This window comes from Variovorax sp. GW458-11-26-14-LB1, from assembly GCF_059423965.1.
The window spans coordinates 92,916-107,322 of record NZ_JBWKYW010000002.1; the positions used below are offsets into that span (position 1 = coordinate 92,916).

Genomic DNA, 14,407 nt, shown 5'->3' on the forward strand with positions numbered 1-14,407 from the left:
AAAAACTCAGCTCAGCAGTTCGTAGGGGCCACCGCGCTCCAGCGCGCGCTTGTAGGCCGGGCGCGCATGGATGCGCTCCAGGTAGGCCATGAGCTTGGGGCGCCGCGCATCGAGCCCGCCGCGCGCCTGCGAGGCTTCGACCACGAAACTCATCTGGATGTCGGCGCCCGTGAATTCATTGCCCGCAAACCACTCGCTGCGGCCGAGTTCGGCCTCCATGAAATTCAGATGGCCCGTGATGTTCGGATGAATGAAGGCCGACTTCGCCTTCGCCGCGATGGCCTTGGCGATCGGCTTGGCGAAGAAGGGCATCTTGCTCGTCTCGATGCGGTCGAACACCAGCTTGAGCAGCAGCGGCGACATCGCCGTGCCTTCGGCGAAGTGCAGCCAGTAGCGGTAGCGCAAGGCCTCGGGCGAGCCCGGCGCGGGCGCGAGCCGACCCTGGCCGTAGCGTTCGATGAGCGACTCGATGATCGCGCCCGATTCCGCCAGCGTCGCGCCGTCGTCGGTCGTCACCACGGGCGACTTGCCCAGCGGATGCACGGCCTTCAGCGAAGCGGGCGCCAACATGGTCTTGGGGTCGCGCTGGTAATGGACGATCTCGTAGGGCAGCTCGAGCTCTTCGAGCAGCCAGAGCACACGTTGCGAGCGCGAGTTGTTCAGGTGATGGACAGTGAGCATGGCGAATGAAGGCCTTCCGGCAGAGGATGCAGCGGGCGCGCAGTCTAACCACAACACGTGCGGGCTTCAGGCGCCCGCTGCGACAGCGTCATCGCCTACGGCAAACCGTAGGGCCGCTTCCTACACTGACCCGGATGGCCCTTCACTCCACGCGGCGCCGCCGCACCTCGCTGTTCATCACCGGACTCTGGCTCGGCCTTGCGGCCTGCCAAGCCTGGGCACTCACGCCCGAGGAGGTGTTCCGCAAGGTCGCGCCCGCCGTCTGGACCGTGAAAGGCGAACGCGGCAACAACCAGACCGCCATCGGCAGCGCGGTGGCTGTGACCCCGGGCGCGCTGGCCACGGCCTGCCATGTGGTCGACGGCGCCGTCGCCGTCACCGTGGAGCAGGGCCCGACCACGCTGCGCATCGCCCGCATCGTGCGCGACCCCGACCCGTCGCGCGACCTGTGCGTGCTCACGAGCGAAACGCCGCTGCAGCTGCCCGCCGTGCAGATCGTGCCCGCCGCCGAGTTGCGCGTCGGCCAGCGCGTGTTCGCGGTCGGCAGCCCGCACGGCCTCGAACGCACGCTGAGCGAGGGCCTGATCTCGGCGCTGCGTCCGCGCGCGCCCGGGCAACTGCCGATCGTGCAAACGTCTGCGCCCGTGTCTTCAGGCTCCAGCGGCGGCGGGTTGTTCGACACCGAGGGCCGGCTGGTCGGCGTGACCGACAGCGTGGCGCCCGGCGGCGCGAACCTCGGCTTTGCCTATCCGGCGCAATGGGTGATGGAACTGCCTCAGCGCGTGACCACGGAGCTGGCGACATGGCGCGATCTGCTGAAGACCACCGGCGTGGTGTTCGGCCCCAACGGGGAACCCGCGCCGTCCGGCCACGCCGAGCTGTCGGACCTGCAGGCCCTGCCCTCCATCGGCGCCGACCCGACCCCGGTGCGCAATGCGTACCGCCAGTTCCTGCTGCAGGCCCGGCCCCGGATCTTCCTGATCACCGGCGATCAGAAGTTCGGCACTGCCACCAGCTCGGCCGCGCTGACCGAGCATCTGAAAGGCTGCACTGAACGCAAGGTGACGTGCGCCGCCTATGCGGTGGACGACACCGTGGTGTGGGGCAAGCAGAAGACCGAATGATCGAAGCGGCTCGCCGTCAGGCGGCTCCTTCGTGAAACACCGAGGAACCGGCTTCGCCGGGCCTCAGGTGTTGCCCCCGGTGGGGCGCGCGAAATCAGGAACTGAACAGGAAATTCATCACGTCGCCATCCTTCACGACGTATTCCTTGCCTTCCGACCGCATCTTCCCCGCGTCCTTCGCGCCCTGCTCGCCCTTGAAGGCGATGTAGTCGTCGAACGCGATGGTCTGGGCGCGGATGTAGCCCTTCTCGAAGTCGCCGTGGATCACGCCGGCAGCTTGGGGGCCGGTGTCGCCGATGTGGATGGTCCAGGCGCGCACTTCCTTCACGCCGGCGGTGAAGTAGGTCTGCAGGCCCAGCAGCTTGAAGGCGGCGCGGATCAGGCGGTTCAGGCCCGGCTCTTCCTGGCCGATTTCGGCGAGGAACATCTTCTTGTCTTCGTCGTCCATCTCGGCCAGGTCGGCTTCGATCTTGGCGCAGATGGCGACCACGGGCGCGCCCTGCTTGGCGGCGTACTCGCGCAGGCGATCGAGGTACGGGTTGTTCTCGAAGCCGTCTTCCGACACGTTGCCCACGAACATCGCGGGCTTGGCGGTGATGAGCGTGAAGCTCTTCACCAGCGGCAGCTCTTCCTTCGTGAACTCGAGCGCGCGCACGGGCGTGTTCTCGTTCAGCGCAGCCTGGCAGCGTTCGAGCAGGCCGACGAGCTTCTGCGCGTCCTTGTCGCCCGAGCGAGCGACCTTGGTGTGACGGTGCAGCGCCTTCTCGACCGTGGCCAGGTCGGCCAGGCACAACTCGGTCTGGATCACTTCGATGTCGGAGATCGGGTCGACCTTGCCGGCCACGTGGATCACGTTCTCGTCGTCGAAGCAGCGCACCACGTTCACGGTGGCGTCGGTCTCGCGGATGTGCGCCAGGAACTTGTTGCCCAGGCCTTCACCGGTGCTGGCACCGGCCACCAGGCCGGCGATGTCGACGAACTCGACGATGGCGGGCACCACGCGCTCGGGCTTGACGATCTCGCTCAGCTGGTCGAGCCGCGGATCGGGCACTTCCACCACGCCCACGTTGGGCTCGATGGTGCAGAACGGATAGTTTTCCGCTGCGATGCCGGCCTTGGTCAACGCATTGAAAAGGGTGGATTTACCGACGTTGGGCAGGCCGACGATGCCGCATTGCAAACTCATGGGAGGTCCTCTTGGGTAACCCCCGATTTTAGGCTGACCGGGTTCTCCCCCGGGTCGGGCGCCCTTCCCGCCACGCCGGCGCGTCCTTTTCCAAGGCGCTCGACTCCGCACGAAAGCCCTCTGGCAGCGGCTTCGAGGCCCGAAAGGCTCAGGGTTTGACCCGACTGGCAAACGTTTGCGCAAACGTTTCCCTCGATTAACATCGGGGCCCCCGGCACAGACCGGCGTTCCGCTCTGACCCCTCATTTCAGGAGACATCCACCATGAAGTTCACCCGCCGTACCCTGCAAAGCGCTGCCGCACTGACCTTGCTGGGCGCCATCGCCGGAACGCCCGCCTTCGCGCAGGACAAGCCGAAGGTCGCGCTGGTCATGAAGTCGCTGGCCAACGAGTTCTTCCGCACCATGGAAGACGGCGCCAAGGCGCACCAGAAGGCCAACGCCGCGCAGTACACGCTGGTGGCCAACGGCATCAAGGACGAGACCGACACCGCCGCCCAGATCAAGATGGTCGAGCAGATGGTGGCGCAGAAGATCAACGCGCTGGTCATCGCACCCGCCGATTCGAAGGCGCTGGTGCCGGTAATCAAGGCAGCCATCGACAAGGGCATCCTGGTCGTGAACATCGACAACCGGCTGGACGCCGACGCCCTGAAGGAAAAGGGCATCCAGGTGCCCTTCGTCGGCCCCGACAACCGTGCCGGCGCCAAGCTGGTGGGCGATGCGCTGGCCAAGGAGCTGAAGTCGGGCGACAAGGTCGGCATCATCGAAGGCGTGTCGACCACCTTCAATGCGCAGCAGCGCACGCTGGGCTACCAGGACGCCATGAAGGCCGGCGGCATGACCGTGGTCGGCGTGCAGTCGGGCCAGTGGGAAATCGACAAGGGCAACACCGTGGCCGCCGGCATGATGCGCGAGCACCCCGACCTGAAGGCCCTGCTGGCCGGCAACGACAGCATGGCGCTGGGCGCCGTGGCCGCCGTCAAGGCCGCGGGCAAGACCGGCAAGGTGCTGGTGGTGGGCTACGACAACATCGGCGCCATCAAGCCGATGCTGAAGGACGGCCGCGTGCTCGCCACCGCCGACCAGTTCGCCGCCAAGCAGGCCGTGTTCGGCATCGAGACCGCGCTGAAGGCCATCGCCGACAAGAAGAAGGAATCGGAAATGCCGGCTGAAGTGAAGACCGACGTGGTGCTCGTCACCAAGTCGTCGAAGTAAGCCATTCCGCTCCCCTCTAAAAAGAAGAAGACCTCGTTTTGACCGCCGCACCCGACGCCGCCATGAATCCGCCCTTACCCACCGCCGTGCTCGCCCTGAGCACGGTCGGCAAGGACTACGCGGCGCCGGTGCTCGACGGGGTTTCTCTTGAACTGCGCGCCGGCGAGGTGCTGGCGCTCACGGGCGAGAACGGCGCGGGCAAGAGCACGCTGTCGAAGATCGTCTGCGGGCTGGTGCAGCCCACGCGCGGCGGCATGCTGCTGGACGGCCAGCCCTTCGCGCCGGCCTCGCGCCGCGATGCCGAGCGCCTGGGTGTGCGCATGGTCATGCAGGAACTCGGCCTCGTCACCACGCTGTCGGTGGCCGAGAACCTGCTGCTCGACCGCCTGCCGCACAAGAGCGGCTGGATCCGCCGCGCCACGCTGCACGAACTGGCCGAGCGCCAGCTCGCCAAGATCGGCCTGGACGGCATTGACCCGGCCACGCCGGTGGCGCGGCTGGGCATCGGCCAGCAGCAGATGGTGGAGATTGCGCGCAACCTGCAGGACGACACGCGCGTGCTGGTGCTCGACGAGCCCACCGCCATGCTCACGCCGCGCGAAACCGCGCACCTGTTCGAGCAGATCGAACTGCTGAAGCTGCGCGGCGTGGCGATCGTCTACGTGTCGCACCGCCTCGAAGAACTGCAGCGCATCGCCGACCGCGTGGCGGTGCTGCGCGACGGCAAGCTGGTCGACGTGCGCGCCATGGCCGGCGTGCGCGAATCCGAACTGGTGCAGCGCATGGTCGGGCGCGCGGTGCACGAGCACGAAGGCCGCGCGCGCCGCGTGGCGGGCCCGGTGCTGCTGAGCGCGCGCGGCATCGGCCGGGCGCAGGTGGTGCGCGACGTCGATCTCGAACTGCGCGCGGGCGAAGTCATGGGGCTGGCCGGCCTGGTCGGCTCGGGCCGCACCGAGCTCGTGCGGCTGCTGTTCGGCGCCGACCGCGCCGACCGCGGCGAGGTCGTGCTGCACGACGGCACGCCGGCCGCGCAGCCCATTCGGCATGCGCGCAAGGGCTGGCGCTCGCCGATGCAGGCCATTCGCGCGGGCATCGGCCTCGTGACCGAAGACCGCAAGTCGCAGGGCCTGCTGCTCACGCAGCCGATCCGCGTCAACGCCACGCTGAGCGATCTCGGCGCGATCTCGCACGCCGGCTGGCTGCGCCGCGCCAAGGAGCGCCAGATTGCGCGCCGGCTGGTCGAGCTGCTGCGCATCCGCTCGCGCAGCATCGAACAACCCGTATCGACGCTCAGCGGCGGCAACCAGCAGAAGGTGGTGTTCGCACGCTGGCTGCACCGCGAATGCAAGGTGCTGCTGCTGGACGAACCCACGCGCGGCGTGGACGTGGGCGCGCGCGCCGACCTGTACGCCGAACTCGACCGCATGACCGACGCCGGCAAGGCGCTCCTGATGGTGTCCAGCGACCTGCGCGAGCTGATGGCCATGTGCGACCGCATCGGCGTGATGAGCGCCGGCCGGCTGGTCGCGGTGTTCGAACGCGGCGAGTGGAGCGAACAGTCGCTGCTCGCCGCCGCCTTCAGCGACGCCACGGGCCGCGTGCCCGGTTCCCCGGCGGATTCCGCCCCTTCTTCCGCAGCCTCCGCCCCGACTTCCGCCGACGCCTGACGACCATGAACGCAGCCTCTCCCTCTTCTCCTGCTTCCGCCGCCGCCGGCAAGCCGCCGTCCGCGCTCAAGGGCCAGCTCGGCACCTACCTGGGCCTGACCGTCGTGCTGCTGGGCATGATTGCGCTCTTCGGCTCGATGAGCGAATACTTCCTCACGCGCGAGACCTTCATCTCCATCGCCAACGAAATCCCGGCGCTGGCCGTGATGGCGGTGGGCATGACCTTCGTGCTGATCATCGCGGGCATCGACCTGTCGGTGGGCTCGGTGCTCGCGCTGAGCGCGGCCGTCACGGCCGCCGCCATCCTCGAATGGAAGCTCTCGGTGCCGCTGGCCGCCCTGCTCGGGCTGGCCACCGGCCTCATCTGCGGCACGGTGACGGGCGCGGTGTCGGTCGCCTGGCGGCTGCCGAGCTTCATCGTCTCGCTGGGCATGCTCGAAGCGGTGCGCGGCGGCGCCTACCTGGTCACCGACTCGCGCACGCAGTACGTGGGCGACGCCATCTCGGGCCTGGCCGCGCCGTGGATCGGCGGCATCTCGGCCGCCTTCGTGCTCGCCGTGGTACTGGTGGCCGTGGGGCAGCTGGTGCTCACGCGCTCCGTGTTCGGCCGCCATGTCGTGGGCATCGGCACCAACGAGGAAGCCATGCGCCTGGCGGGCATCGACCCGCGACCGATCCGCATCATCGTGTTCGCCGTGACCGGCCTCTTGGCCGGGCTCGCGGGCCTGATGCAGTCGGCCCGCCTCGAAGCGGCCGACCCGAACGCGGGCGTGGGCATCGAGCTGCAGGTGATCGCGGCCGTGGTCATCGGCGGCACCAGCCTCATGGGCGGGCGCGGCTCGGTGGTCAACACCTTCTTCGGCGTGCTGATCATCGCGGTGCTCGAGGCCGGCCTGGCGCAGGTGGGCGCGAGCGAACCGAGCAAGCGCATCATCACGGGCGCGGTGATCGTGGTGGCCGTCATCATCGACACCCTGCGCCAGCGCCGGGCCGATCGTCGACTGGCCTGAGCTTCCACAGGAACAAAGACAACCATGGCCACCATCAAGGACGTCGCCCTCCAGGCGGGCGTTTCCGTCACCACCGTGTCGCACGTCGTCAACGACACGCGCCACGTGAGCGCCAAGGTGCGCGAGCGCGTCGAGCTGGCGATCCGCGAGCTGGGCTACGTGCCCAACGCAATGGCGCGCAGCCTCAAGAGCAACACCACCTCGACGCTGGGCATGCTGATTCCCAACAGCTCGAACCCCTACTTCGCCGAGATCGTGCGCATCGTGGAAGACCGCTGCTTCGGCGCCGGCTACACGCTGGTGCTGTGCAATACCGACGACGAGCCCCGGCGCCAGAGCGTGTACCTGCAGGTGCTGGCCGAGCGCCGCATCGACGGGCTCATCGTGGTGTCGACCGGCGCCGACGAGGACGACTCGCTCGCCACCCAGCTGCGCGGCCTGCGCATTCCCACCGTGCTGGTCGACCGCGAGATCGCCGACCCGGCCTGCGACCTGGTGGAAACCGCCCACATGCAGGGCGGCCTGCTCGCCGTGCGGCACCTGCTGTCGCTGGGCCACAAGCGCATCGCCTGCATCGGCGGGCCGCTGGGCGTGACCTCGAGCGAGCAGCGCATCGAAGGCTGGCGCATGGCGCTGGCGGAGACTGGCTCGACACCGAACGCCGACGCGCTGCTGTGGCGCGGCGGCTTCACCAGCCAAGGCGGCTACGAGGCGATGCACGCCATCCTGCGCACCGAGCAGAAGCCCTCGGCCGTGTTCGTGTGCAACGACCTGATGGCCATCGGCGCGCTGCGCGCCGCGCATGAAAGCGGCGTGCGCGTGCCCGACGAACTGTCCATCGTGGGCTTCGACGACATCGAACTGTCGGCCTACACCAGCCCGCCGCTCACCACCGTGGCTCAGCCCAAGGAGCGCATCGGCGCGCTGGCGGTCGACATGCTGCTGGAGCGCATGGGCGGCAAGCGCCGCGACGCCCGCAAGGTCGTGCTGCAGCCCGAGCTGCGCGTGCGCGCCTCGACCGCGCGCCACGCGGGCTTTCGCGAAGCCGGCGTGACGCCCGCTCCTTCCACCACCGCCACACCTTCCAAGTCCCGCACCTCGTGAGCCTTCAGCCTCTTTCTTCCTCCAAGCCGCCGCGCATCGTGGTGCTCGGCAGCCTGAACATGGACATCGTGCTGCGCGTGCCGCACGCGCCGGCCGCGGGCGAAACCCTGCTGGGCCGCTCCATCGACGCCATCCCCGGCGGCAAGGGCGCCAACCAGGCCGTGAGCTGCGCACGCGAAGGCGCGCAGGTGCAGATGATCGGCTGCGTGGGCGACGACGCGCATGGCGCGGCCCTGCGCGATGCGCTCGCGCGCGACGGCATCGACACCGCCGCGCTGCGCACCGTGGCGGGAGAGCCGACCGGCACGGCGCTGATCCTCGTGGAAGACAGCGGCCAGAACCGCATCGTGATGATCCCCGGCGCCAACGCGCGCGTCGCCATCGACGAGGCCTCGCTGACGCAGCAGGTGCAGGGCGCGGCCTTCCTCGTCGCGCAGTTCGAGACCCCGATGGACCAGGTCGCGCGCGCCATCGCGCTCGCGCACGGCGCGAGCTGCAAGGTGCTGCTCAACCCCTCGCCGGTGCAGCCGATCGCCGAGGCGCTGTGGCCGCAGATCGACACGCTGGTCGTCAACGAGATCGAGGCGCAGACGCTGTGCGGCCAGTCCGCCGACAGCCCGCAGGACGCCGCCCGGGCCGGCCAGGCGCTGCGCGCCAAGGGCATCGCCCGCGTGGTCGTGACACTGGGTTCGCGCGGCGCCGTGGCGGTCGACGCCGACGGCGCGCGCCACCATCCCGCGCCGAAGGTGCAGGCGGTCGACACCACCGCCGCCGGCGACACCTTCCTGGGCGCGCTCGCCGTGGCGCTGGGCGAAGGCCAATCCTTCGACGAGGCCGTGCGCCTGGGCGTCCGCGCCGCCGCGCTGTGCATCCAGCAGCCCGGCGCCCAACCCTCCATTCCGCTGCGCGACGCCGTGCTGCGCAGCCCCCTGCCCCCCGACTGGATCACGCTGTGAAACGCTCTCCCCTGCTGCACGCCGAACTCTCCCACGTGATCGCCTCGATGGGCCACGGCGACATGCTGGTGATCGGCGACGCCGGCCTGCCCATTCCCGACGGCCCGCGCCGCATCGACCTGGCCGTGGCACGCGGCGTGCCGGGGATCACCGATGTGCTGAAAGCGGTGCTGTCCGAGATGCAGGTCGAGGCCATCGTCGTGGCCGACGAAGCGCTGCAAGGCGATGCGAAGGCGCTGCCGGGCTGGTACCCGCAGACGCTGGGCATCGCGCCGCAGACGGTGTCGCATGAAGAATTCAAGCGCCGCAGCGCGAAGGCCCGCGCCATCGTGCGCACGGGCGAATGCACGCCCTACGCGAACATCATCCTGATCGCCGGCGTGAAGTTCTGAGACTCTGAGCGACTGCCCCCGGTCTGTCTGGGGTCAGATCGGGCATTGTTCGGGGCGCGCTCCCGCCGACGGGGCACCTTGCTCCGCGAATGTCCTCCGGCCTTCGGCCTCCCCCTTGATTTCGCTGCGCAAGGCACCCCATCAGCGTGAGCGTCGTTCGCAGCAATCGTTGATCGCCCGCAAACGCAGAGCGTGCCCTCGTGCGCAGGGCATCGGGTGCTCCCCGCAGCGAAATCAAGGAGGAGCCGAAGGCGGGGGACATTCGCGGAGGGGAATACCCGGTGTCCTGTGCACGCACCCCGAGTTGACCGCACGCCGCTCAGGCGCGCGCCATGCCCTTCACTCGAAGCGGTAGTTCGCGCCGACGGACTGCCCCACCTTGAGCATGTGCTCCACGCCCTGCACCACGATGCAGTTCATGCCGAAGGTGATGCCGCCGTCCACGCGCGCGTCGGCGCGGTAGGTGCGCAGCATGTCGCCGACCTCGGGGCTGCTGAGCGCGGTGGCCGGGTCGATGTCGGGAATGGGGCAGCGCGTGCAGGGCTTGACCGGGCGCAGCTCGGCTTCGCCCTCGCCGGTGGTGACGTGCAGCGCGTCGACCCGGTCTTCGTCGTGCGACTCGATGCCGGCCAGCACGATGTTCGGGCGGAAGCGCTCGATGCCGACCGGGCCGTGGCCGGCCGCCGCCAGGCGCTCGTTGAGTTCGGCGATCGAGCCTTCGCTGGCCACCAGCAGCGGGAAGCCGTCGGCGAACTGGTTCAGCGCCTCGACGCCGTCGGTCCACTTCAGGCTCGACAGGCGCTGGTGCTCGGGGTCGAAGCGCACCAGGCGCAGCGTCTGCGGCTTGCCGGGCTCCGAAAGAAAGTCGCTGAACCACTGGGCCGCGATGTCACCCATGTCGTAGGCCGCCACCTCGTCCTTCCACACGCGCACGCGCACCGGCTGCTCGACGCGGTCGAAGGCCAGGTGCAGCGCCAGCATGCCGGGCGCGCGCAGCACGACCTCGGTGTGCTTCATCTGCGGCTGGATGAGCGCCATGCGCGGCAGCTGCCGCTGGGTGACGAACTCGCCCTGCGCGTCGACCACCATCCAGGCGCGGTCGAACTCCAGGCCGGTTTCGGTGAGCAGCATCTCGTCGAGCTCGACGCCGGCGCACGACTTGACGGGGTACACGAACAGGCGGGCGATGGTGGCCTGGAGATCGAAAGCGGGCGGCTGCGACACGGTGGGGGTTCCTTTGAAATCGCTGGCCATTCTCCCGCATGAACGGGTATCGGCGCCCGCGCGCGAGGCAACTCCTACAATCATCTGATGGCCCTTTCCCCCGAAGTTTGTATCCGCGGCGCCGGCATCGTCGGCCGCACGCTGGCGCTGCTGCTGGCGCGCGAACGCGTGCGTGTCGCGCTCGTGGTGCCGCCGGCCCCTGCGGGCAAGGAAGACATCCGGGCGTACGCGCTCAACGCGGCGTCCCGCACCATGCTCGAATCGCTGCGCGCCTGGCCCGACACGGCCCATGCCACGCCGGTGCACGAGATGCAGGTGCACGGCGACGACGGCGGCCGCGTGCAGTTCAGCGCCGCGCGCCAGAAGGTCGAGGCGCTGGCCTGGATCGTCGACGTGCCCGCGCTCGAGCAGCAACTGGCCGACGCGGTGCGCTTCCAGCCCCTGATCGACGTGGTGACCGAGCCCGTGGCCGCGCCGCTCACGGTGGTGTGCGAAGGCAAGGCCAGCGCCTCGCGCGCGGCGCTGGGCGTGAGCTACGAGGTCACGCGCTACCCGCAACACGCCATGGCCGCGCGGCTCGAGGCCGCGCACACGCACGACGGCATCGCACGCCAGTGGTTCAACGACCGCGGCGAGGTGTTCGCCCTGCTGCCGCTGGGCGGCGTGCACGGCAAGACGCTGGCGCTGGTGTGGTCGGTCGACCAGCTGCGCGTGCCCGAGCTGGTCGCGCAAGGCGTCGACGAATTCAGCGCCGCCGTGAGCGAAGCCAGCCACGGCGAGCTGGGCTCGCTGCGGCTCACGAGCGAACGCGCCGTGTGGCCGCTGTCGCGCGCCATCGCCGACCGCTGGTCCGGCACGATGCCCGGCCAGCCCACCCAGTCCTGGGTGCTCGCGGGCGACGCCGCCCACACGGTGCATCCGCTGGCGGGCCAGGGCCTGAACCTCGGCCTGGCCGACGCGGCCGCGCTGGCCGACGTGATCCGCACCCGCGACTACTGGCGCAGCGTGGGCGACGCCCGCCTGCTGCGCCGCTATGAACGCGCCCGCCGCGCCGACGTGCTGCAGATGAGCCTGGCCACCGACGGATTGCAGCAACTTTTCTCGCACAACCTGGGTCCACTCCCTGCATTGCGCAACTGGGGCATGCGCGGTTTCGACCGCACGCGCTTCGTGAAGCACTGGATCACCGCACAAGCCATGGGCCTGAAGGCCTGACGCCCCGCGCCCTCCAGCCCTCCACCTTTTTCCCGAAACCTTCCCGATGACCTTCGTCCGCCACCTTCTCGTCGCCGCCTGCGCGCTGCTCACGCTCTCCACCGCCGGCGCGGGCGAGGCCGAGATCCGCAAGAACCTGCCGACGCACATCCCGCAACTGCCGCCCATCGAGGAAGTCACCAAGACGCCCGTGCCGGGCCTGTACGAAGTGCGCGTGGGCGGCAGCCAGCTGCTCTACACCGACGAGCAGGGCAACTACCTGCTGCAGGGCAGCCTGATCGACGCCAAGACCCGCCGCAACCTCACCGAAGAGCGCGTCGAGAAGCTCACCGCCGTCGCCTTCGACAAGCTGCCGCTGAAGGACGCGATCAAGATCGTGCGCGGCAACGGCAAGCGCAAGGTCGCGGTCTTCGAAGACCCGAACTGCGGCTACTGCAAGCGCTTCGAAAAAGACATGAAGAAGGTCGACAACGTGACCGTCTACATGTTCCTGTACCCCGTGCTCGGCCCCGATTCGACCGCCAAGTCGCGCGACATCTGGTGCAGCAAGGACCCGGGCAAGGCCTGGGCCGACTGGATGGAAGGCAACGTCAAGCCCGCCGCCGCCGCCACCAGCTGCAACGTGACGGCGCTGGAGCGCAACGTGGAGTTCGGCCGCAAGTACAACATCACCGGCACGCCCACGCTGATCTTCACCGACGGCAGCCGCGTCCCGGGCGCCATTCCCGCCGAGCAGGTCGAGAAGCAGCTCGCCGCCGCCAACTGATCCGATGGCGACGACCTCCGCTTCCCGGCGCGCAGCCGCGGCTGCAACCGCCACGCCCGCTGTGCATTGCCGCGTCGAGTGCGCCGACCTGCATGCGCGCCTGTTCGCCGTCACGCTGACCATCGCCGCGCCCGCCGCGCAGCAGCGCGTGGCGCTGCCGGTGTGGATTCCCGGCAGCTACCTCGTGCGCGAGTTCGCCAAGAACCTGCAGGGCCTGCGCGCCACGCAGGGCCGCCGCAAGCCGGTGCTGACGCAGCTCGACAAGTGCAGCTGGCAGATCGACTGCGTGCCGGGCCAGCCGCTGGTGCTGCACTACCAGGTGTGCGCCTATGACAACTCGGTGCGCACCGCCTGGCTCGATGCCACGCGCGGCTTCTTCAACGGCACCAGCGTCTGCCTGCGTGTCGAGGGCCAGACCGAGGCGCCGCACGCGCTGGAAATCGTGCCGCCCGCGCTGGCGGCCGACGCCGCGCGCTGGTCGTGCGCCACCGCGCTCGTGCCGACGAAGACCGACAAGCACGGCTTCGGCAGCTACCGCGCCGCCGGCTACGACGAACTGGCCGACAGCCCGGTCGAGATGGGCGCCTTCTGGAGCGCCGAGTTCGACGCCTGCGGCGTGCCGCACCGCTTCGTGATCGCGGGCGCCGCGGCCTCGTTCGACGGCGAGCGCCTCATTGCCGACACCAAGGCCATCTGCGAAGCCGAGATCCGTTTCTGGCACGGCGACAAGGCCGGCAAGCGGGGCGGCCCGAAGCTGCCGATCGACCGCTACGTGTTCATGCTCAATGCGGTGGACGACGGCTACGGCGGGCTCGAGCACCGCCATTCCACCGCGCTCATCTGCAACCGCCGCGACTTGCCGCTGCGCGGCGAAAAGAAGAAGCAGCCCGAGGGCTACACCACGCTGCTGGGCCTCATCAGCCACGAGTACTTCCACACCTGGAACGTCAAGCGCATGCGCCCGGCGGAGTTCGCCAGCTACGACTACAGCCGCGAGAACTACACGCAGCTGCTGTGGTTCTTCGAGGGCTTCACGAGCTACTACGACGACCTGCTGCTGCGCCGCGCCGGCCGCATCGACGACGCCGCGTACCTGCGCCTGCTCAACAAGACCATCAACCAGGTGCTGCAGACGCCCGGCCGGCTGGTGCAGCCGGTGGCCGACGCGAGCTTCGACGCCTGGGTCAAGTACTACCGCCAGGACGAGCAGACGCCCAACAGCACCGTCAGCTACTACACCAAGGGTGCGCTGGTGGCGCTGTGCTTCGACCTCACGCTGCGCCAGGAAGGCAAGGGCACGCTCGACGACGTGATGCGCCACCTCTGGACGCACAGCAACGGCGGCCCGATCAGCGAGGCCGACATCGCAACCGCGCTCGAAGCCGTGGGCGGACGCTCGTACGCCCCCGAACTCGCGCGCTGGGTGCATTCGACCGACGAACTCCCGCTGGCCGACCTGCTGCGCGCGCACGGCGTGGCCACGCTCGACGACCCGTCGCAACCCGCGCAGGCGCTCGGCCTGCGCGTGGCCGAAGCCGGCGGCAGCGTGCAGATCAAGGTGGTGCTGCGCGGCGGCGCCGCCGAGAAGGCCGGCTTCTCGGCCAACGACGAATGGATCGGCATCGAGCTGCCGGCCGTCGGTGGTCGCGGCAAGGGCGCGACGCAACCCGCGCAGGCCTGGCGCCTCACGAAGCTCGACGACCTGGCGCTGTACCTCGGCGATGCCACCAAGTGCACTGCCCTCGTCGCGCGCGACCGCCGGCTGCTGCGCCTGCCGCTCACGCTGCCGACGGGCTCGACCACGTGGCGGCTGTTCTCGCACGACGCGGCCAAGATCTCGGCCTGGCTCGCAGCCAAGCCGTAAT

13 protein-coding genes are annotated in these 14,407 nt (G+C 69.4%); 10 read left to right on the top strand and 3 right to left on the bottom strand.

The window, feature by feature from the left end; genetic code table 11:
* Window positions 1-6: 6 nt before the first annotated feature.
* Window positions 7-681 carry a glutathione S-transferase gene (locus AC07YS_RS01840; RefSeq protein ID WP_070062765.1) on the bottom strand — a complete coding sequence of 225 codons (675 nt, stop codon included), beginning with the start codon at window positions 679-681 and terminating at the stop codon, window positions 7-9.
* 134 nt (window positions 682-815) lie between these two features.
* Between AC07YS_RS01840 and AC07YS_RS01845 the strand changes: the two genes are divergently transcribed.
* Entirely contained in the window at window positions 816-1,805 is a 990-nt protein-coding gene (locus AC07YS_RS01845; protein ID WP_493195730.1) for a trypsin-like peptidase domain-containing protein, read from the top strand.
* 94 nt (window positions 1,806-1,899) lie between these two features.
* Here the strand turns inward: AC07YS_RS01845 and ychF are convergent, their stop codons facing one another.
* Complete coding sequence (ychF, locus tag AC07YS_RS01850) at window positions 1,900-2,991, bottom strand: redox-regulated ATPase YchF (RefSeq protein ID WP_062479140.1); 1,092 nt, start codon at window positions 2,989-2,991, stop codon at window positions 1,900-1,902.
* A gap of 263 nt (window positions 2,992-3,254) precedes the next feature.
* Here ychF and AC07YS_RS01855 point away from each other — a divergent pair, with 263 nt between their 5' ends.
* From AC07YS_RS01855 to rbsD, 6 genes are all read left to right on the top strand, one after another.
* Window positions 3,255-4,208, top strand: a complete 954-nt coding sequence (locus tag AC07YS_RS01855; protein ID WP_495267067.1) for a sugar ABC transporter substrate-binding protein — start codon at window positions 3,255-3,257, stop codon at window positions 4,206-4,208.
* 62 nt (window positions 4,209-4,270) lie between these two features.
* Complete coding sequence (locus AC07YS_RS01860) at window positions 4,271-5,875, top strand: sugar ABC transporter ATP-binding protein (RefSeq protein WP_495267066.1); 1,605 nt, start codon at window positions 4,271-4,273, stop codon at window positions 5,873-5,875.
* Window positions 5,876-5,880: 5 nt separating this feature from the next.
* Window positions 5,881-6,885 carry an ABC transporter permease gene (locus AC07YS_RS01865; RefSeq protein ID WP_062482008.1) on the top strand — a complete coding sequence of 335 codons (1,005 nt, stop codon included), beginning with the start codon at window positions 5,881-5,883 and terminating at the stop codon, window positions 6,883-6,885.
* 24 nt (window positions 6,886-6,909) lie between these two features.
* Window positions 6,910-7,989, top strand: coding sequence for a LacI family DNA-binding transcriptional regulator (locus AC07YS_RS01870; protein WP_095948030.1), 1,080 nt, complete (start codon window positions 6,910-6,912; stop codon window positions 7,987-7,989).
* Window positions 7,986-8,945 (top strand): ribokinase, encoded by a 960-nt coding sequence (gene rbsK / locus AC07YS_RS01875; RefSeq protein WP_495267065.1) that lies wholly within the window; start codon window positions 7,986-7,988, stop codon window positions 8,943-8,945. Before AC07YS_RS01870 ends, rbsK begins: the two co-directional genes overlap by 4 nt.
* Entirely contained in the window at window positions 8,942-9,337 is a 396-nt protein-coding gene (rbsD, locus tag AC07YS_RS01880; protein ID WP_390348579.1) for a D-ribose pyranase, read from the top strand. The genes rbsK and rbsD overlap by 4 nt, the downstream gene beginning before the upstream one ends.
* 339 nt (window positions 9,338-9,676) lie before the next feature.
* Here the strand turns inward: rbsD and AC07YS_RS01885 are convergent, their stop codons facing one another.
* Window positions 9,677-10,591 (bottom strand): MOSC domain-containing protein, encoded by a 915-nt coding sequence (locus AC07YS_RS01885; RefSeq protein WP_492742630.1) that lies wholly within the window; start codon window positions 10,589-10,591, stop codon window positions 9,677-9,679.
* Window positions 10,592-10,648: 57 nt separating this feature from the next.
* Between AC07YS_RS01885 and AC07YS_RS01890 the strand changes: the two genes are divergently transcribed.
* Genes AC07YS_RS01890 through AC07YS_RS01900 form a run of 3 tightly spaced genes read left to right on the top strand, consistent with a single transcriptional unit; the run spans window position 10,649 to window position 14,406 of the window.
* The gene (locus AC07YS_RS01890; RefSeq protein ID WP_495267064.1) at window positions 10,649-11,776 is read left to right on the top strand and encodes an FAD-dependent monooxygenase; all 1,128 of its coding nucleotides are present in this window, start codon (window positions 10,649-10,651) and stop codon (window positions 11,774-11,776) included.
* Between the two features lie 46 nt (window positions 11,777-11,822).
* Window positions 11,823-12,542 carry a DsbC family protein gene (locus AC07YS_RS01895; protein WP_095746794.1) on the top strand — a complete coding sequence of 240 codons (720 nt, stop codon included), beginning with the start codon at window positions 11,823-11,825 and terminating at the stop codon, window positions 12,540-12,542.
* A 4-nt stretch (window positions 12,543-12,546) separates the two neighbouring features.
* Entirely contained in the window at window positions 12,547-14,406 is a 1,860-nt protein-coding gene (locus AC07YS_RS01900; RefSeq protein ID WP_495267063.1) for a M61 family metallopeptidase, read from the top strand.
* The last annotated feature ends 1 nt before the right edge of the window (window position 14,407 follow it).